14 protein-coding genes and 1 pseudogene are annotated in these 20,257 nt (G+C 43.2%); 6 read left to right on the top strand and 9 right to left on the bottom strand.

Translation table 11 applies throughout. The features are described from left to right. The first annotated feature begins 163 nt into the window (after positions 1–163). Together serA and AAEY80_RS00760 are read left to right on the top strand one after the other, a co-directional pair. The gene (serA, locus tag AAEY80_RS00765) at positions 164–1,390 is read left to right on the top strand and encodes a phosphoglycerate dehydrogenase (protein ID WP_025650938.1); all 1,227 of its coding nucleotides are present in this window, start codon (positions 164–166) and stop codon (positions 1,388–1,390) included. Between the two features lie 386 nt (positions 1,391–1,776). Further along, on the top strand, positions 1,777–2,310 hold the full coding sequence (locus tag AAEY80_RS00760) for a DUF488 domain-containing protein (RefSeq protein WP_101211827.1): 534 nt from the start codon (positions 1,777–1,779) through the stop codon (positions 2,308–2,310). Positions 2,311–2,416: 106 nt separating this feature from the next. Here AAEY80_RS00760 and trhO read toward each other — a convergent pair whose 3' ends face one another. Beyond that, the gene (gene trhO, locus AAEY80_RS00755; RefSeq protein WP_350587745.1) at positions 2,417–3,481 is read right to left on the bottom strand and encodes an oxygen-dependent tRNA uridine(34) hydroxylase TrhO; all 1,065 of its coding nucleotides are present in this window, start codon (positions 3,479–3,481) and stop codon (positions 2,417–2,419) included. 399 nt (positions 3,482–3,880) lie between these two features. On the opposite strand from trhO, the gene AAEY80_RS00750 reads away from it, so the two are divergent. Beyond that, positions 3,881–7,099, top strand: a complete 3,219-nt coding sequence (locus AAEY80_RS00750; RefSeq protein WP_201565908.1) for an Eco57I restriction-modification methylase domain-containing protein — start codon at positions 3,881–3,883, stop codon at positions 7,097–7,099. Positions 7,100–7,186: 87 nt separating this feature from the next. On the opposite strand, the gene AAEY80_RS00745 is transcribed toward AAEY80_RS00750, so the two are convergent. The 3 genes and pseudogenes from AAEY80_RS00745 to metX all read right to left on the bottom strand — a co-directional run. Continuing rightward, a complete protein-coding gene (locus AAEY80_RS00745) occupies positions 7,187–7,768 on the bottom strand; it encodes a tetratricopeptide repeat protein (RefSeq protein WP_101210612.1) in 582 nt (193 codons plus the stop codon). Between the two features lie 411 nt (positions 7,769–8,179). Then, entirely contained in the window at positions 8,180–8,800 is a 621-nt protein-coding gene (gene metW / locus AAEY80_RS00740) for a methionine biosynthesis protein MetW (protein WP_201631527.1), read from the bottom strand. Between the two features lie 71 nt (positions 8,801–8,871). Next, positions 8,872–10,284: pseudogene (metX, locus tag AAEY80_RS00735) on the bottom strand (homoserine O-acetyltransferase MetX); the annotation flags it as partial. A gap of 330 nt (positions 10,285–10,614) precedes the next feature. Here metX and hemH point away from each other — a divergent pair. Further along, the gene (gene hemH, locus AAEY80_RS00730; RefSeq protein WP_101210610.1) at positions 10,615–11,634 is read left to right on the top strand and encodes a ferrochelatase; all 1,020 of its coding nucleotides are present in this window, start codon (positions 10,615–10,617) and stop codon (positions 11,632–11,634) included. Between the two features lie 72 nt (positions 11,635–11,706). Here hemH and AAEY80_RS00725 read toward each other — a convergent pair whose 3' ends face one another. Then, on the bottom strand, positions 11,707–12,039 hold the full coding sequence (locus tag AAEY80_RS00725) for a hypothetical protein (RefSeq protein ID WP_173239191.1): 333 nt from the start codon (positions 12,037–12,039) through the stop codon (positions 11,707–11,709). A 163-nt stretch (positions 12,040–12,202) separates the two neighbouring features. Between AAEY80_RS00725 and AAEY80_RS00720 the strand changes: the two genes are divergently transcribed. Beyond that, on the top strand, positions 12,203–13,507 hold the full coding sequence (locus AAEY80_RS00720) for a right-handed parallel beta-helix repeat-containing protein (RefSeq protein ID WP_201616441.1): 1,305 nt from the start codon (positions 12,203–12,205) through the stop codon (positions 13,505–13,507). Positions 13,508–13,574: 67 nt separating this feature from the next. Here the strand turns inward: AAEY80_RS00720 and AAEY80_RS00715 are convergent, their stop codons facing one another. The 4 genes from AAEY80_RS00715 to AAEY80_RS00700 all read right to left on the bottom strand — a co-directional run bounded on the left by AAEY80_RS00715 (position 13,575) and on the right by AAEY80_RS00700 (position 19,051). Continuing rightward, complete coding sequence (locus AAEY80_RS00715) at positions 13,575–14,363, bottom strand: SDR family NAD(P)-dependent oxidoreductase (protein WP_101210607.1); 789 nt, start codon at positions 14,361–14,363, stop codon at positions 13,575–13,577. A gap of 253 nt (positions 14,364–14,616) precedes the next feature. Next, a complete protein-coding gene (locus AAEY80_RS00710; protein ID WP_025650950.1) occupies positions 14,617–15,153 on the bottom strand; it encodes a hypothetical protein in 537 nt (178 codons plus the stop codon). A 178-nt stretch (positions 15,154–15,331) separates the two neighbouring features. Then, positions 15,332–18,286, bottom strand: a complete 2,955-nt coding sequence (gene polA / locus AAEY80_RS00705) for a DNA polymerase I (protein ID WP_350587804.1) — start codon at positions 18,284–18,286, stop codon at positions 15,332–15,334. A gap of 351 nt (positions 18,287–18,637) precedes the next feature. Beyond that, positions 18,638–19,051: an organic hydroperoxide resistance protein gene (locus AAEY80_RS00700; protein ID WP_101210606.1), complete on the bottom strand. Its 414-nt coding sequence runs from the start codon at positions 19,049–19,051 to the stop codon at positions 18,638–18,640. A 294-nt stretch (positions 19,052–19,345) separates the two neighbouring features. Here AAEY80_RS00700 and AAEY80_RS00695 point away from each other — a divergent pair, with 294 nt between their 5' ends. Next, complete coding sequence (locus AAEY80_RS00695) at positions 19,346–20,251, top strand: hypothetical protein (protein ID WP_101210605.1); 906 nt, start codon at positions 19,346–19,348, stop codon at positions 20,249–20,251. The last annotated feature ends 6 nt before the right edge of the window (positions 20,252–20,257 follow it).

Genomic DNA, 20,257 nt, shown 5'->3' with positions numbered 1-20,257 from the left:
CCATCGTATAGTCAAAGCACTTGTAAATGGTTACGGCGTTAACCTCTCTAAATGTACTAAGTTGTACTATTTGCGCTCGGTTGCCTTGTACCCACTTTAAACTGCTTCGACTATAGATTATCCTTCAGATAATTTTATAAGACAATTATAGGACAGTTCTCATATGGCGTTATCACTACAAAAAGACAAAATCCGCTTTTTATTGCTTGAAGGTCTACACGACAATGCCTTAAAAATATTGACAGATGCTGGTTATCAAAACATCGAGAATATCAGTCATGCGTTAGATAAAGAAGAGCTGATCGAAAAGATCAAAGACGCTCACTTCATCGGTATTCGCTCACGCACCCAACTGACGCGTGAAGTACTGGAGCATGCGCACAAGCTGATTGGTATTGGTTGCTTCTGTATCGGTACCAACCAAGTAGACTTGGAAGCGGCTCGTGAACTGGGTATTCCCGTCTTTAACGCGCCGTATTCGAATACTCGTTCGGTGGCTGAGTTGGTATTGGCCGAAACCATCATGCTGTATCGCGGCATTCCTGAAAAAAATGCCACCGTACATCGCGGCGGCTGGGGCAAGTCTGCGACCAACTCGCATGAAGTACGCGGCAAGACCATGGGTATCGTCGGCTATGGCTCTATCGGCTCACAGTTGTCTGTGTTAGCAGAAAGTTTCGGTATGAAGGTCATTTATCATGACGTGGTGACCAAATTGCCATTGGGTAACGCCGTACAAGTCGGCAGCTTAGAAGAATTACTGTCGACCGCTGATATCGTGACCTTGCATGTTCCTGATGTGCCAAGCACCCGCTATATGATGAAAGCTGAGCAATTTGCGCATATGAAAGACGGTAGCTACTTTATCAATGCCGCACGGGGTACTTGTGTCGAGATTGATGATCTAGCAGCGGTATTAGAATCTGGCAAAATCTTGGGCGCGGCGATTGACGTATTCCCAAAGGAGCCAAAATCTGCTGACCAAGAGTTTGAATCACCGCTACGTAAATTCGATAACGTGATTTTGACGCCACATATCGGCGGCTCAACGCAAGAAGCACAAGCCAACATCGGTCTAGAAGTCGCAGAAAAATTCGTTCGATATTCAGATCAAGGTGATACCCTCACGGCAGTGAACTTCCCAGAAGTCTCTATTCCGTTTAAAGAAGGCTCACATCGTCTGTTACATATTCACAAAAACGTACCTGGCGTCCTCTCACAGATTAACCGTCTGTTCGCTGAGGCGCACATCAATATCTTGGCACAGAGCTTAATGACCGAAGGCGATGTTGGTTATTTGGTCATGGACGTAGATTACAACGACTCAAGCGCGGCGCTGGATCAGCTAAAAGACGTTGAAGAAACCATTCGCGTCCGTATTTTGTTCTAATAGATTACTCATAACGTTTCAGACTGACGGTATACTGATGGTATAAAAACACGTCTTAAAGTAAGTTAAGCGAAATAGCAGATGACCTTGGTGGTTGTCTGCTATTTTTTTATGTTGGGTATCGTTATAAGTATAGGGTCTAGATTGCTTTGTTTGATTTTACTGCGTTAGCGACCTTCGACCACGATTGTCCTACAAAAGTCCTAATGAGTGAGCAGGTTGAGACTGGTTAATATTGAATGAGCAAAACCATTGAACCATTTAAGACAAAACCATTTAAGACAAGAGCATGCAAAATAAAACCATACAAAATAAAGCCATGCAAAATAAGACGACAACCATAAAACTTAAAACCACAATGTGACAATACGATAACGGCTTAACTTATGACCACCACATTTTATACGATTGGACATTCGACCCGTAGTCTTGATGAGCTGATTGAGATGCTTCAAGCGGCTGATATCGAATTGCTCATCGATGTGCGCAGCTTTCCTCGTTCTCGTACCAATCCTGTTTTTAATATCGATACTTTTCCACAAGCGCTCAGTCAAGTTGGTATCAGTTATCAGCACTGCACCGACCTTGGCGGGCGACGTCCAAAACAAAGGCAGGTCGATGAGCAGATAAATGATTTATGGCGCGTGCAAGCTTTTCATAACTATGCAGATTATGCGTTGAGTGATACTTTTCAAGCCGCTCTCGACCAACTCATGCAACTGGGAAAAAAACAGCGTCTGACCCTGATGTGTTCTGAAGCAGTATGGTGGCGTTGCCATCGGCGTATTATTACCGATTATTTACTTCTGAGAGGCCATAGGGTGGATCATATCATGGGCGTTGGTCGCTTAGATCTTGCCAAACCAACACCAGGAGCTGAGCTAAATAGTCAAGACCAAGTGGTTTATCCAGCGGTATAAAAAAAGGGTTAAAAGAAGATACGCTGTTGGTCCCTTCTTTTAACCCTCATTTTCAATAAATCCGCATTTCTAATAGACGCTAGTGTCGTTAAGTGTTTGCTGATTTCTATTGTTTAGATTTAGCGTTTTCTTGCTGCTTTCGCGCTTCAATCTTTGCCGCTTTACGCTTTTCTATAACGTCCATCACATCGCTACCAATATGCGCTTCGCCGCGCTTTTTCGCCAGCTGCATTTGATGCTCGCGCTCACGGAATCGCGCTTTTTGCTCGTCAGTGGCTTTATCGATACAATGCGGGCAAGATTCGCCTTTGATATAAGCCGCACTTTGCATGTCATCTTGAGTAATGGGCATACGACAAGCGAAGCATTGCTCATAGCTGCCTTTTTCTAAGTTATGATTGACCGAAACCCGATTGTCAAAGACGAAGCAATCACCTTGCCACATAGAGTCGCTGACGGGCACTTCTTCGAGATATTTTAGGATGCCGCCTTCTAGATGATAAACCTCTTCAAAGCCTTGCTCGCGCAAATAGGCTGTAGACTTCTCACAGCGAATGCCGCCGGTACAGAACATCGCAACTTTTTTATGCTTAGCGGGGTCAAGCTCTTTTGCGACGTACTCTGGGAACTCGCGGAAGGTTTCGGTATTTGGGTTGACGGCATTTTGAAAGGTACCGATTTGCACTTCGTAATCGTTACGCGTATCAATCAAAATAACCTCAGGGTCTGAGATAAGCGCATTCCACTCGCTTGGTTTTACATAACGACCGACCGATTGCAAAGGATCGATATTTTCTACGCCCATTGTCACAATTTCTTTTTTTAGCTTTACCTTAGTGCGATAAAAAGGCTGGGCATCGGTATACGACTCTTTAAAGGTAAAGCTGCCGATGGCTTCGATACTGCGCAAATAATCTAAGACATTATCGATACCTTGGCGGCTACCAGAAATCGTGCCGTTAATGCCTTCAGCAGCGATTAACAAGGTGCCTTTGACGTCATTATCGAGCATGGTATTTAAGATTGGCTCGCGATATTGCTCAAAATCTGCAAAGCGCGTGAACTTATAAAGAGCGGCAACGACGATGTTATTGGTGACGCTATCGTAGGCTAGGGCTGACTTACTATCGGTCAGATTGGTATCCGCATTGCTATTTTGAATGGTACTCATATTTTTCTCCTGCTGGCTAGGTCGCAAACCTAGTGCGTTGGGTTAGCAGTCTGGTTCAAATAAACACGCTATTGTGTCATCCTCGCTTGATGTACTTTGGGTACAATCTGTGCTCGGCTTCCTTATATCGCATTTATTTGAAATAGACTTGGTTGGTTTAGAATGAGATATAACACTAGCGCAATTGTGGAATTGGCTAATGCGGGCGTAGTGTAGCAAATTTAGCGTAGATTTTGAATAATTTAATAGCTGATAGCATCGTTAAATACAGGCATCACTCATTAAAGACTCTTATTGAAGCGATAATAGTCTTTAGGCATTTATCCGATGAGTAGAGCTTGCTATAGTAGATGTTTGCTTATCATTTTGTTCTATTTATTTCATTGTAAAGGCGCTCATATGTCTCTGTTCCAATCTATCGTCATCGAAAAGTATGTCAGCGAACTTGATAACACTCAGTTAGAGACAGCATGGCAGACTTTTAGCCATTGTTTTTTAAACTTATCAAAGCAAGACAACATCCGCCTAAGTAAAGAAGAGCAGTATCAAGAAGGCTTTTTGCGTGACTTATTCGTCGATGTCTTTGGTTACACGCTAAATCCCAATCCTGACTATGATATAACGACAGAATTCAAAAACCAAACGGGCAGTAAAAAGGCTGATGGCGCGATACTCAAAGAGGGTCATGCTATTGGCGTGATTGAGCTAAAAGGTATGAATACCACTGACCTTAGCAAAATTGAGCAGCAAGCTTTTGGCTATAAAAACAATCAACCTAAGTGCCGCTATGTCATCACCTCTAACTTTCAAAAGCTACGTTTGTATATCGATAATGCGGTTGAGTTTATAGAGTTCAATCTATTCACTTTGGCTCAAGAGGACTTTGCATTACTGTATTTATTGCTCAATCGCGACAGCATCATGAACGATTTGCCTGCCAAGCTCAAGTCGGCATCATTGTCTCAAGAAGAAGCGATAACTAAGCAGCTTTATAAAGATTACTCGGTGTTTAAACGTGAATTATTCAATGATTTGACCACCAATAACCCAAGCGTAGACAATTTAGTATTATTTCAAAAGTCACAAAAATTACTCGATCGGCTACTGTTTATTTTCTTCGCTGAGGACAGTCATCTGTTGCCTGCCAACTTTGCAAAGGGAATCATCAGCGAATGGGAGAAGTGGAAATCGCTAAAAATGACTGTGCCTTTGTACGATAGGGTCAAAGCGTACTTTGGTTATTTGGATAAAGGTCATAAAGATGAGTATAGCGAGATATTCGCCTATAACGGTGGACTGTTCAGCACTGACGAGCTGCTGGACAGCGTCATCATCAGCGATGATATTCTACAGACCCATATCAAGATACTCTCCGAATACGACTTTGACAGTGAGGTAGACGTCAATATCTTAGGTCATATCTTTGAAAACTCATTATCAGAGCTTGATGAGGTAAAGGCGCAGCTGACAGGTGAGGTGGTAGATAAATCGCAAACCAAGCGCAAAAAAGATGGCGTGTTTTACACGCCAAAGTACATCACCAAATATATCGTCGAAAACACAGTCGGCAAGCTTTGTGAAGACAAAAAGTTAGCGTTAGCATTGAATGACGAAGATTATGAGCAAGATATTACTATTAATAAAAGCGGTAAAAAACGAAAAAAAACAGATAAGAGAATCGAAGAAGAAAAGGTAGCTCTAGATAGATTAAATGCGTATCGAGACTGGCTATTACAAATCACGATTTGTGACCCTGCGGTAGGGAGTGGGGCGTTCTTGAATGAGGCGCTAAACTTCTTAATCGCTGAGCATGAGTATATCGTTGAGCTAGAGACTAAGCTATTTGGTAGCGGTCTGGCTTACCCTGATATCGAAAACAGTATTTTAGAAAACAACTTGTTCGGGGTCGATATTAATGAAGAAAGCGTCGAGATTGCCAAGCTGTCACTGTGGTTACGGACAGCGCAGCCACGACGTAAGCTGAATAATCTCAATGATAATATCCAATGCGGTAACTCACTGATTGATGATGTAGAAGTCGCAGGCGATAAAGCTTTTAATTGGCAAACGGCATTCCCACAAGTCTTTGCAAAAGGTGGATTCGATGTGGTGATTGGTAATCCGCCTTATTTACGCATTCAAGGACTTCAAAGTGCTTATCCTGAAATGGTTAGCTATTATGAAAAGCAATTTGAATCTGCGATGGGGAATTATGATATTTATGTTTTATTTATTGAACGCTCTTTAGATTTAATTAAAGAGACTGGACAAGTTTCACTTATTTTACCGCATAAGTTCCTTATTTCTGAGTTTGGAGAAGGCGTCCGTAGATTACTGGCAGAAAACAAGCTTGTTGCAAGTTTATTACACTTTGAGGAACATCTAGTCTTTGAAGTAACGACTTATACTTGCATTTTAACGCTTAATAAAATGTCAAAAAATGAGCTACAATTTAGCTTTATCAACCCACAAAAAATCCAAGAAATGATTGAGTGGACAAGTTTGTCTTATGACGAATTGACTCATGAGAAATGGAATTTATTATCTGATACTGAAATTAATTTATTTGAAAAATTACATAAACAACCCTTAACCGCAAAAGATGTATTTTCCAAAATATTTGTTGGATTACAAACCAGTGCAGATAAGATTTTTCTGATTGATGGTCATATTGAAGGTAATTTAGTTAAAGGCTATTCAAAATCTTTAGGCTGTGAGGTTGAGATTGAAGCAGGTCTCATGAAACCTTTGTTAAAAGGACAGGACGTAGCAAGATATAAATCTCTAATAAATGAAAACTTTGTCTTATTTCCATATAGTATTGACTCTGATGGTAAAGCAAAATCAATGACTGAAAATGAAGTAGCCCAAAACTTCCCTTTGGGCTATCAATATCTTAAAGCCAATGAAGTAGAGTTAAGAGGACGCGAAAAAGGTCGTTTTAATGAACCAAATCAATGGTACTTATTTGGTAGAAAGCAAGGTATAAACGAGGTGGAACAGTCTAAAATTATTACTCCAGAGATATCTTTGGGTTGTAATATGAGTTTTGATGTTGGGTCTATGTATCATAATACTAAGTGCTATTCTTTTATTTTAGATAAGCCGTCTGATTTGGCATATAAGTTTTATCTCTCAGTTTTAAATTCAAAAATATTATGGTTTTTCCTGTCTAATACTGGCTATGTTTTACGTGGGGGTTACTTCACTTTTAAAACAAATTATTTATATCCTTTTCCATTACCTAAACTGCCTGATAATGCTAAATATTTTTCTCAAAAAGCCGATCTAATGTTATCGTTAAACGAGCAGTTGCAGAACTCAACTGGTAAGTTTGTTCGCACCTTGCAACGAAAATTTGATATCGACAAGCTGAGTAAAAAGCTAGAAAACTGGCATGAACTAACGTATTCAGAGTTCGTCAAAGAGCTGGCAAAAAAGAAAATTAAAATGAGCTTGGGTGATGAAGCGGAATGGGAAGAGTATTTTTTAGCCGAACAGACTAAAGCAAAGCAATTGATAGCAGAAATTGAACGTACCGACCGTGAGATAGATCAAATGGTCTATAAGCTATATGACTTAACCGATGCTGAGATTGCCATTATCGAAGCCAGTTAATGTCAGCATTTATCATTCTCTAAACACAAAAAATCCAGCTCAAAGGCTGGATTTTTATTTTCAAACTAAAGCTGTATGTTGCTAGATTTACTTGCTCTGAAACCAAGTATCGGCTTTACTACGAGCGCTAGCGATGTCTGAGCTTGATAAGTTCAATGCCAACTGACCGATTTTACCGCGTGCTTTGTTACGTACTTTTTCATCAAGCATGCCGTCACGGGCAGCCAAATCGTACCATTTATAAGCATCAACTAGGTTCTTTTGCTTTTCATCTAGCAAGGCAAGCGTATAGCTGGCACGGTTATCGCCGCGCATTGCCGCTTTTTCTAGCCAAACACGAGCTTGTTGTAGGTTTGGTTGGACACCTTCACCGCGCAAGTACATGATGGCAAGATTCAACTGAGCAGGGGCAACACCTTGTTGAGCCGCTTTGGTATACCACTGGATCGCTTGCTGAGTGTTTTGGGCAATCCCTTCACCTTTTTGCAAACGTTTGGCTAAGTAAAACTGAGCGTGATCGTTGCCTTGTGCAGCACGATTAGACAATTCACTGACAGGCATTAGCTCAAAACGTGAGGTATCAAGTGGCACGTTTGATATTAACTCAGCGTTGGCAAGGCCGGCACAAGAAAACAAGGCAGTAAATAACGCAGCTTTTAATAATTTCATAGCAGCTCCAAAATTAGGCAGTTAATAAGCAAAAAGAGTTGTACCGCTAAACATTGTCTCGCTAAAGACAGTTAGACGGTGATAACAATTAGGTGAAATCTTGCGATATGAACTTACCTAATTATTAGCAATTTAAATAGTTGTTGAGTATAGCCGTTACCTTTAGTCGGACCGATAAACGGTTAAAATAGAGGTGTGACTGACACTATTTCGCTAGCTTAACACCCAAACTTACGAAACTCAAATACTAATTACACGATTTAATCCTCATCACTACCTTAGTGTCCTTAATAAAATCATAGAGTTACTAAGAGATAATAAAGAGTTAACAATGTATTAAGGTCTAAAAACGTGCGTAATGGCTATTTTTAGATAGTTTCAAAGGGGCGTAAACCCTTATTGTTGTAGGTATTATTGTGCTGGTTTTTGTTTGGTCACACGGTAAATAGCGACGTCTGCCAGCAGATTTGGCGCTTGGCGTATCAAGGCTTTCATGAGCGGTGTGTGACCTTTTTCCGAATCACTAACGGCAAAGCGGTTGATGATATGGATGTCATACTTGGCACAAAGCTGCTCAAAGTCTTTAAAGGTACATAGATGAATATTTGGCGTGTTATACCATTCATAAGGCAGCGCTTCTGAAACGGGCATCATGCCTTTAAGACCCAGATGCAGGCGGTTTTGCCAATGCGCGAAGTTAGGGAAAGTGATGACGGCCTCGCGGGCGACTCGCAGCATATCGAGTAATAGTACGTCTGGCGACTTAACCGCTTGCAGCGCCCGTGCCATGACCACGGTATCGAAGCTATCATCAGCGAAACGTGCGAGACCGTCATTAAGATCTTGCTCAATGATGGACAACCCTTTGGCGATGCCATCATTGATTTTTTCTTCGTCAATCTCAAGTCCGTAACCAGTGACGCCGCGATGCTGTTGCAAGTGCGCCAGCAGCTCACCATTGCCACAGCCTAAATCCAGCACATGTGACTGCGGGGCAATCCAGCGCTCGGCCAGTTGATGATCCATTCTCATGAGCGCACTCCTGTTTGCTGACGACTGTTTTTCGTCTGGCGGTTTTTAGCATGGCTATCTGTGATAAATGGCGCGGTCAAAAATCCTCTAACGGCGCCCATATAACGGGGAATATCAAATAAGAAAGAGTCATGACCATGTGGCGCATCGACATTGATATAGTTGACAGGTTTGCCAGTCGCCATCAAGGCATCGACAATCTCTTGTGAGCGCTCAGGAGCAAAGCGCCAGTCGGTGGTAAACGACACCACTAAGTACTGACACTGAGTGTGGGCAAAGGCCGCTTTGAGCGCCGCTAATTCTTGCTGACGATCGTTTTCAGTGTCAGTTTGAGTTTCGCTGTCAGTTTCATCGCCAGTTGCTAAGTTATCAGTTGCTAAATTATCAGTTGCTAAGGTAGCTTCAAGCGCATGCTGTGCCGCTTGTTTGGTCGCATTTTTAGTCGTTTCGACAGACGCCGCGATTGAGTCGTCAAGTAGCGATCCAGACTCCGACGGATTTGTAGAGTCTACTGATGGTGCTGTTGACTGGGTTGATGACTGCCCTGACAGATAGCCACGCGTTGGATCAAAATAATCCAAAGCTTTGGTCATCAGCAAATAAGTATTGGCATCGAAATTTTCGCTAAAGCGTTCGCCTTGATAGCGAAGATAGCTTTCAACCTGAAACTCGACATCATAGCCATACATAAATTTGCCAGATTTTAAATCACGACCAAATTTAGCCTTCATCGCATCATCGGTCAAATAGGTGATATGACCAACCATACGTGCGAGGATCAGTCCGCGACGAGGGTAGGTGCCAGCTTGTAAATAGCGTCCATCCTTAAAGTCGGGGTCAGACAATATGGACTGACGTGCGACTTCATTAAAGGCAATATTCTGGGCAGAGAGTTTGGGCGTACTGGCAATGACCACGCAGCGTTTTAAACGATTTGGATAGTCGACCGACCATTGTAGTGCTTGCATACCGCCCATTGAGCCACCGATGATGGCATGCCAGACGTCAATGCCCAAGCGATCTGAGAGCATGGCTTGGGTTTTTACCCAGTCTTTGATGGTAACCAACGGAAAGTCAGGGCCATAGACCTCTGCTTCGCTAGTGTTATCTGCTTGTTTTGCATTGACACTGTCAGGATTAATCGTCGTTGGACCAGTAGAGCCAAAACAGCTGCCAATATTATTGAGACATACCACATGAAAGCGGTTGGTATCGATGGCTTTATTGGGGCCAATCATATTGTCCCACCAGCCGGCCTTTTTATCATCGGCACTGTGCAAACCTGCTGCGTGATGGCTGCCGGACAAGGCATGACAGATTAATATGGCATTTGATTTGTCGCTATTAAGCGTGCCATAAGTCTCTACCATTAAGTCAAATGAGGGCAGGGTGCGGTTGCACTCCAAGGTCAAGGGTTCGGCAAAATGGAAGTTCTGTGGTGTGACGATTCCAACTGAGCCAACGGTATCGACTGAGCTATCCACATAAGCGTGATCTTTTGGGGAGTGGTCACTGGTACTATCAGGACGTGCGTTCAAAGCTACCTCGCAAGACGACAATTATCAATTATCAATAAAAAAATAGGATGGCAATATGCTTGCCTATTGTATGGCGATGCGCGGATGAGCACAACCTTCGAGTTGAGTCTTTCGAGCGCAGTGACCATCCAGTGCGTATCAAATTGTATTAGTGTGCTTTTACCACGCGCTATCGATCTATAAAATGCTACACTCATAACGCAGTCATTCAATAATGACTTAATAATCTTTTACCTCATATTCTTCTTTAATTAACCTAATAATAAATAATACTCTATGAAACCTAAATTGCCCCCACGTATTGCCGTTTTATTGGTCAACCTTGGTACGCCTGATGAGCCGACAGCGCCTGCGGTACGTCGCTACCTCAAACAATTCTTATCAGACCCACGGGTGATTGAAATCCCAAAATTCCTGTGGGCGATTATCCTAAATCTGTTTGTGTTGCCAAGCCGTCCTAAACGGGTGGCAGAAGCTTATGCCAGTATTTGGGATGGTGACTCGCCAATGCGCAATATCCTGAACCAACAAGTGGCGATGTTAGATACGCGTTTGGCTGAGCAGGTTGCACCATTTCGTGTTTCTGTCCATTCTGCAATGAGCTATGGCAATCCAGGTTTGCCCGATGTGATGGACAAACTGCGTAGCGAAGGCGTTGACCACTTTGTGATGTTACCCGTATTTCCACAGTATTCAGCGACTTCAACGGGTGCAGTGTACGATGCCATTACTAAATGGTCGCTAAAGCAGCGTAACTTGCCTAATATTACGATCGTTAAAGACTACTTTGCGCATCCTTTATATATAAAAGCATTAGCGGATAGTATTCGCCGCTTTCAAGCGGTACATGGCAAACCTGACAAGCTGATGTTTAGCTTCCACGGTATTCCGCAGCCGTATATGGATAAAGGCGACCCTTATCCTAGACGTTGTAAATGTACCGCAGCGCAAGTCGCGCACGAGCTTGGTCTAAAAGATGACGAATGGATTATTAGTTTTCAGTCACGCTTTGGTAAGCAAGAGTGGGTTAAGCCTTATACCGACGTCATACTCGATGAATGGGCTAAATCAGGTGTAAAGTCAGTACAAATTCTCAGTCCAGCGTTCTCAGCGGATTGTCTAGAAACGTTGGAAGAATTGGCGATTGAGAACCGTGAGAACTTTCTTCATGCTGGCGGGCAAGAGTATCACTATATTCCAGCGCTGAATGCCGATGAGGCGCACATAGATTTGTTAGAAGCTATTAGTGCGCCATTGGTCAAAGGTTGGGCAGGCACTTTGGATGGTTGGGCTTAAACGATTGTATTTATTAAACCATAAAAAAATACCGAACATCGTGTTCGGTATTTTTTTGTCTAAACCGTTATCCTAAAAATCATCATCGTTACTACGTTCAGCGGCTTCTCTATCAGCGATATCCATCGCATCTGGATAATCACTGTCATCTAAATTGTCTTGAACCAATACTTCATCGACGCGCGATTCATCGATATTTTGACGATGCATGGGCGTCAATCCTTGCGTTGCATCTGTGCCGACTTCCGAATTGTCAAAGCCCGCGCTATTATCAATGACATCATCATTATCGATGGTATGTAGCATGGGATTGTCTAAATCAACTTCTTGGCTGTTATCATTGATGTCGGTATCACCTTGGATATGATCCATCTCTTCTGGTAACGGCGTTTTTGAATGGTCCATAAGGGTTTCCTTGTTATTAATGGTTATTATTGATGGTTATAAATGGTTATGGTTGATTTTGTTTATAACAATGAGTGTGACGCGTTATGATGACGACTGATAGTAGTAAGGTGTGACAGGATGTTCAAAAAATGTAAGATGAATCATAAATAAGAGGTGCTTAATGGTCGCCAGTAAGAAGGGTTTAATCACATTCTCGTTAATAACAGCCTCGTTGCTCAGTACCACGGTAGGTCTGACGGCTTGCGAACGACTGCCTTTCGTTAATGCTGATAGCACTAGAGAAAAGGTTAAGGTACAACAGCCGCTGGTGATTGATAGCAAACTCCCGACCGCTACGACGGTGATTGATTGCACACAATTAACACCCAAGCAGACGGTGGTGATAAAAGGTCATAGCGCACTCAGTAACAGCTGTGATTTGACAGGCAAGTCGCTACGCTTTGAGCTCAATGAGTCAAACAGTTCACTCGACTGTCGGGGCGCACGGCTTAGTACTATGGCTGATGATTCATCAAAGGCCAGCGCCATTACTATTAAGCCGAAAACAGATAGAGCTATCGATAATATAGCTGTGGCCAATTGTCATGTGGATGGCTATGGTCATGCGCTGCACATTCGCCAATATAGCAACCCCAATCAGCGTTACGCGCGCGGCTTTACCAACCCTGCTGACAACCGCACCCTTGCGCCAAGCAATATCCGCGTCATTAATGTCAGTAGTCGCAATAGTATTAATAGCGGCATGTTCGTCGGAGATCATGCGCATGACATTACTTTTGATACAGTGCATATCCACAACGCAGGCACCGTTGGGCTCTATTTAGAGTTTGGTAGTCGTGATAACGTGATTAAAAACTCTGTCTTCGTCGGTAATGGCTTTCGTACCTTTAAACCCAATCGTGAGGCGATTGCCATTGATTCGTCGAGCAACAATCGTATCGAAAACAATCAATTTATTCATAATGGCGCAGGCAGTATATTGCTCTATCGCAATTGTTTTGAGCATGCCGACGATCCGGCGCGGAGCAATCACTTTAAGCGTACTGAGTCGAGCCGTGACAATATTATCGTTAACAATACCTTTGAAGATGAGCCAGTCGGTGTTTGGGTAGCGTCAAGGCAGTCGCGCAATCTAAAAGGTTTTGAATGCGGCGCTTATTTAGTGAAGCAAACGCCATTTGCCAGCTATCATTTGGACAGTGCTAAAGACAATCAGATTATCAATAACCGTTTTGAGCAGGTAGAGCAAGGCATTATCGTAGAGGATGACGGCACGCTGATTAAGGGCAATAAGTTTGCAGCAAACGTCCGCTTACCTATTATTGTTGGTTCTGAGATTCGGGAAGACAGCGCAGCAGGCGCAGTCAAAGATACGCGGATTGACAATAATACCTTTATCGATAAATCTATCGAGCAGGCTATTGATATTAGACCAGCAAGCAAAACGGCTACTCATATTGAGTAGCCGTCATTGTGATTCACATTAGATAAGCATCATCGCTCATAGATACGATAGCGGATAGGCGCTGCTGTTATTGGGCGCCCACTTTTGTATTGATCCAGCGAATAAGTGGATCAGGAGTGACCTGCGAGAGAGTCTGAAAAACTTTGGCCGGTATACCAACAGAGTAGTGCGTACTTTTTAGCTTACGGTTGGGGCTGGTGCTCAATTTGCATAAAGTCTTGGCCACATCATGGACGGTCAAGTTAATACCTAAACGGTCAATACTGGTGACTTCGATGTCTTTGGTCATGTCGGACTTGACCCAGAGTGGCATCACATCAATGACTTTGATGCCGAGTTTCTCATATTCAATATTGAGACCTTCGGTGAGACCACGTACAAAAAACTTACTGGCCGCATAAGTGGCAACCTCAGGCTGACCATAGATAGCCGATGCCGAGGACACATTGACGATTTTGCCATCTTTGCTCTCCGCCAAATAAGGCGCTAGCTTATGACAACCAATCAGCACGCCCTTACAGTTGACGTCGATGAGCGACAATTGCTCCTCTAATGCTGTCTTTGGCAATGCTCCGCTAACCAGCACACCCGCATTATTAATCAGCGTATCGATGCCGCCAAAGTTATTAATCATTTGCTCGATAGCGCCATCCCATGAATCAGGCTGAGTGACATCTAACTGACCAATAATGATGCGTTTCTTTTTTACGGCCTTTTTAAAGGCTTTGTCTTCGATAGCCTGCTCAAGCGTCGTTGTATTGGTTGCAAATAATCCAACGTTGTGACCTTTGGTGGCCAATCTTTTGGCAGCGGCCAGACCGATACCGCGTGATGCACCTGTAATTAATATATTCATAATGGCTCGCTTTATAGTTATCAATGAGTTAAATCGAGGTGCATTACCAGCTGACTATATGTAGATAAACAGTTACACACAGCTACGGTTTTAATGTAAGGATCAAGACCATCCATTACAATCGTTATCGTCCCTCGTGCTTAGACTCAGTATAACAAACTAATAGACAAGGATTGTGCTTAAGATAATTACTAGTGGCAACCTAACGCTACGTCTATATTTACTTAACAGTTATTGAGTCACCACTATGGGGCTATTGGTTAATATGACTCAATTCAAAGTTTAATTTACGCAATAGGCATGATTCAAAATCGCTTAATTTAAATCGCCATAAATAAACCAACGCGATCACATAAATAATCGTTTCCGCGAACTCTTCGACTATGCCACCCAAAGTGTGGGGGAACATAATAGCGTTCTCTCCCATATATTGTAGTATGGCCAAAGTGGCGACACCAAGATAGAGCGATACGTCTACATCTTTTAGTATTGCCCAAAGGTAGCGCCATGAGTAAATCAATAAGCCAACGCTCATCAGGTAGATTACTAAAAGCACAGCGTCCTCCCACCAGTCATAAGAATGGCTGAGAAGCGAAAAATTACTTGGGATAAATAATTCTGGTAAATAGTTTAACTCACGACGAATGACCGCGACGAATACGAGAACTGAGGCCAACCAAAAGGCTTTAATTTGTTTGACATGACTCTGTGCTACGTACTGCGCGCAGCGTAGCAAGCAAGCTATTAATAGGATAATACTGGGAATTTCAATGAAGCCATCTGTCGCCAAAATAAGGCACTCCTGCTTTTTTTTGAAATAAAAAAGTGAGCCCTTGGGCCCACTTCAAACCGTAAATTGTCTCATAAGACCAGATAATTTAATGTACTGCTATTATACAGCGAAATGCCTTATCATGCCATTATGTAATTTAACTAATCAGTCATATCTCATTGTTAATACTACACAATCAATGCGCCTCATCCCAGTTTTGACCACTATCGGTCTCCACCAATAACGGTACCGCGAAGTCTACATGCCAACCTTTTTCCACGGCTGTCGTCCTTAAGACGTCTTGCATGGCATCGGTAATCAACTGGCTAATTTCATCAACCTTGTCGCTATCCACTTCGAACACCAGCTCATCGTGGACTTGTAGCAGCATTTTGGCTTGCTCTTTTGGCAGTACTTTATCGACGGCAATCATGGCAAGCTTAATTAGGTCGGCGGCAGAGCCTTGTAGCGGCGCGTTAATCGCTGCGCGTTCTGCCCCTTGCTTAACCATACGGTTGCTATGATTGATATCTGGCGTATAAAGCTTACGACCTAATATCGTCTCGACATAGCCTTTTTCATAAGCGCTGGCACGCGTATTGATCATGTAGTCTTTGACGCTTGGATAGCGCTCAAAATACATATCGATATAATCTTGCGCCTCATTGCGGCTCATTTGCAACTGCTTGGCAAGTCCAAAGGCACTCATGCCGTACAACAGACCGAAGTTAATGGCTTTAGCATTGCGGCGCTCAGTGGCGCTGACCTCTTCAACAGCTTTACCTAATACTTCAGCAGCCGTTGCAGTATGAATATCCAATCCTTCATTAAAGGCACGGGTCAAGTTTTCATCGCCTGAGAAATGCGCCATCAGACGCAGCTCAATTTGTGAATAATCCGCAGCCAAAATAACGCGACCTTCTGGTGCGATAAATGCTTGGCGAATCAGGCGACCAGTGGCGGTACGAATCGGAATATTCTGCAAGTTAGGATCAGTGGATGATAAACGACCGGTGCTGGTCAATGCTTGATGGTAGCTGGTATGCACGCGATCCGTCTCCGCATCTGCGACATTATCGAGCGCATCGGTATAGGTGCTTTTGAGCTTGGACAGTCCGCGATATTCCAATGTGATATCGACCAATGGGTGGTCAATCTTTGATAATACCGCTTCGCCAGTCGAGTATTGACCAGATTTGGTTTTCTTGCCACCCGGCACGCCCAGTTTTTCAAACAGCATCTCACCCAGTTGCTTTGGTGAGCCTAAGTTAAATTCTTCACCGGCGACTTCATACGCGCGTTTTTCTAGCGTGATGATTTCTTCATCGAAGCGTTTTGATAGCTCGTTTAAAAATGAGCGCTTGATTAAAATGCCATTTGCTTCCATTTGGCAGAGTATCTCGGCAGTTGGAATCTCTAGCTCATGTAAGAGCTTGGCATTATTTTTATCATCAGCAAGCTTTTCACTAAACAAATCAAACAACTGATAAGTGATGTCGGCATCTTCGCAAGCATAGTCACTGGCGATATCGATGGCGACTTGATCAAAGGTGACTTGCTTGGCGCCTTTGCCTGCGACGTCCTCAAAGCTGATGGTCTGGGTGTGCAAATAATGGCGCGCCAAATCATCCATGCCGTGACGAGTAGCTGCCGCATTGATGACATAGCTGGCAAGCATGGTATCCATTGCCCAGTTATTAGGGCTGGCATGGATAGCGCCTACTAAATCAATACCATAATGACTGAGAATATGCGCGTCATATTTTAGATGTTGACCGATTTTGCCTATTTTTGAATTTTCCAAAACAGGTTTAAGTTTCGCTAATACCGTATCACGATCAAGTTGCTTTGCAGTCAGCTCATCACCTTCCAGACGATGAGTCAGCGGAATATAATAGGCTTCATGCGCTCGCAGGGCAAAAGACAGCCCGACGATTTCGGCTTGACGCCAATAGACGCTGGTCGTTTCGGTATCAATAACGAAGTGCGGTGCAGCCTCTAACAATTTAACCAAGCTGTCAAAGGCAGGCTCGTCTAAAATCGTATGCCATGCTCTATCAGGATTTTTGCTGTCAGTGATATTCTCAATAGTGCTTGATTGTAGCGACTTAGCTATTTGCGCTTGTGACTCGGCATCGGCTTGACTGTTAGCGACACTTTGCGAGCCGTTGGCTGGATGGTTTGGGTGGTCAAGAGACGCTAGCTCGTTTCTAAACTCAAGCTCATTATACAATTCGCGTAATTCATCTATATGGGCACATGGATCGGTATTGATTTTTAGATCGTTCCAGTCTTGACCGATAGCTAAGTCTGTCACGATGGTGGCAAGCTTCCTATTAAACGGAATATCATCAGCATGTTCAATCAAACCTTTGGCACCTCGACCTTTGATAAAACCAATATGCTTTAACATATTGTCGATGTCGCCATACTCAACGAGTAGGTCTTTTGCCGTTTTTTTACCGATACCAGGCACGCCTTTTATACCGTCTGAGGCATCGCCCATCAAGGTCAAAAAATCAATCATTTGATTTGGCATAATACCAAGCTTGTCTACGACCGCTTGAGTGTCCGTGACTTTGCCAGTAAAGCTGTCTTCCAATATTACGCAGTCATTAACCAGCTGCATCATGTCTTTATCGCCGGTGGATATGACGACGTGATGGCCTTGTTCAACCGCACGATGCGCCAGTGTCCCGATGATATCATCGGCTTCTGCACCCTCGATGCGTAACAGTGGAATACCTAACGCGGTCACCAAGCGATGAATATAAGGAATCTGCTCTACCAGCTCTATGTCGATGGGCGGACGAGCGGCCTTGTAATCAGCAGACATATGGTGGCGAAAAGTCGGTGACTTGGTATCAAAGCAAACCGCCATATGAGTAGGGTGATAACGACGCATCAGCTTGAGTAACGCATTGAGCGTGCCACGGATGGCATTGGTGATCAGGCCTTGCGAGTTTTGCATGGTCTTCGGTAAGGCATGATAAGTGCGAAACAGATAGTAAGAGCCATCAACCAAAATAAAAGGCGGCTGATTGCTGTCCACATGACTGGTGTCCATGGTCGCCACATTGGGCATAGTCTCAAAGTTTGGCAAGACGGCAGGATCAATCGCTTGATGGGAGTTGTGGTCACTGTCGGTCATGGAGTCGGTCATAGGATCAGTCATAAAGGTCACTTATCAGCTATTAGATAGAAATATGTGCTTATTATAACGATAAAAATGACGTGTGCCGAACTGCTTAAAAGTTATGATATGTTCTATAGTCAAAATATTCTAAAAACGCGATGGTATCGCTGATATCTATTTTTCGTCACCTCTGTCTGCGCAGGTACGGCAAGCAAGAAAAATTGATATCAGCAATGGGTGATGGTTCGATACTACTTTTCACTCACTATAGCGTCATTATTTTTTGGCCAAAATTTAAGGAAAAAAAGAACCCAGCGTTAACTGAGCTCTTTTATATCTATTACTGATACTGTCATTGTTCAGGCATTATTTTACTTCTGAGGTCACTTCGCTATCGATATTACCGCGTGTGGCTTTCGAGTATGGGCAAACTTTATTGGCTTTCTCGACCAGCTTTTGAAATTCATCGGCTGAAAGTTCTGTATTTTCGCCAGTAACATGAATTTTCACCGCCAGTTGAAAGTCTAGACCTTCACCTTTACGTAAATCTACCGATACTTGAGTGGTCGAGTCAAATTTTGCTTTTTCTTCGCCTTTGACTGCCGCAAGTGCGCCATCGAAGCAAGCCGCATAACCCATAGCAAATAATTGCTCTGGATTATTACCATCTTTACTTGAACCCGGTGCGACCATGTTAATCGTCAAATCACTATCTTGTAGACTAGCTTTACCAGAACGACCGCCAGTGACGGTTGCTTGAGTAGAATATAACGTGTTCATAACATATCCTTTGTTGTTGGTTTATTTATATAATTATTTAATCCAATTAGCCATCAAGCATAACAAACTGGACGCTACGCTCTATAGCTCAGTAGTAACCATATACAATGACTTTGTAAGTGAGCATTTATGTGAATAACGATAATGTGCTTCACATTCACCAATAAGCATTGCTAAACAATTAATGGCTTTAAATATATAAGTCATGGCGACATTGATGTAAACTAGTCACATGGTTTTTCACACACTATCAGCATAGCCCTATAAAAAATCCTAACCGTAAGGACGCCTTTTATGAAAGCAACAGTATTTTTGCCTATGACCCTATCCTTACTCGCGATGGCACTCGTAGGATGTGGCGGAGAAGATGATGGTGTCTACGGTTCAGGCGACAATAAAATCACGCTGACGAGCTTTGGCAATAGCTATGACAACCGAGCCAACGCGAGTGCTATTGCGCGAATTGATCAGACATACCGCACTGGCGGGCGCGAAATTAAGATAAAAAATCTGGTGAACAGTTATAATAACCAAAGTCTTAATAGCTTAGACAGAACCGTGCTGGCAGCTGATTTTGAAGGAAGGCTGGAAAATAAGGATATTGAAGTAAATGGCCGCACCGTCAAACGTCCTATTTATGAGACAAACAGCAACAAGCAATTGAACTATGAGATTACCTATAAAACCCTGAATCTCGCAGGTTTGAACGCTGGTAGTTATAGTCCGGGCACTACCATAGGCAATAGCCGTGGTATCATTACCGATTTAAATAACTATCCTGATATCCCAACCAATGTGACGTTCCCAGCGGGCTCGGTTTGTTATATTCCAGTGGTCACTAGCGAGCGCTCGTTTTTAGCCTTTAATGAAAAAAATAAAACCGGCTATAGTACGCTGGACAGATGGATTGAGGCGGCCGAAGAACGTTTTAACGACGATAGAGATTTTAGCACCTCACGCTTTGGTGTGGGTTTGGGCAATGACCAAAAAGCTGCGCAAGTGACGTTTTTTGAGTTTAGAAACCAGCCTGCTTATCAATACAATGGCGTTGAATATGATAATGATATTTATGAAGCCGACTCTGTGGTGCAAGGCAGCACTGACCCGAATACCAACAGTGTGCGCGGTGTCGTTGACTGCACGATAGTCAATGAGGTGGCAGGGGACTTCTTAGCAGCGCAAATCACACGCTATTATTAAATTCAA

This window comes from Psychrobacter sp. 78a-MNA-CIBAN-0178 (genome assembly GCF_040309625.1).
Classification (GTDB): domain Bacteria; phylum Pseudomonadota; class Gammaproteobacteria; order Pseudomonadales; family Moraxellaceae; genus Psychrobacter; species Psychrobacter okhotskensis.
The sequence above is the reverse complement of the archived record's forward strand: the minus strand, read 5'-3'. Positions and strand labels throughout refer to the sequence as shown.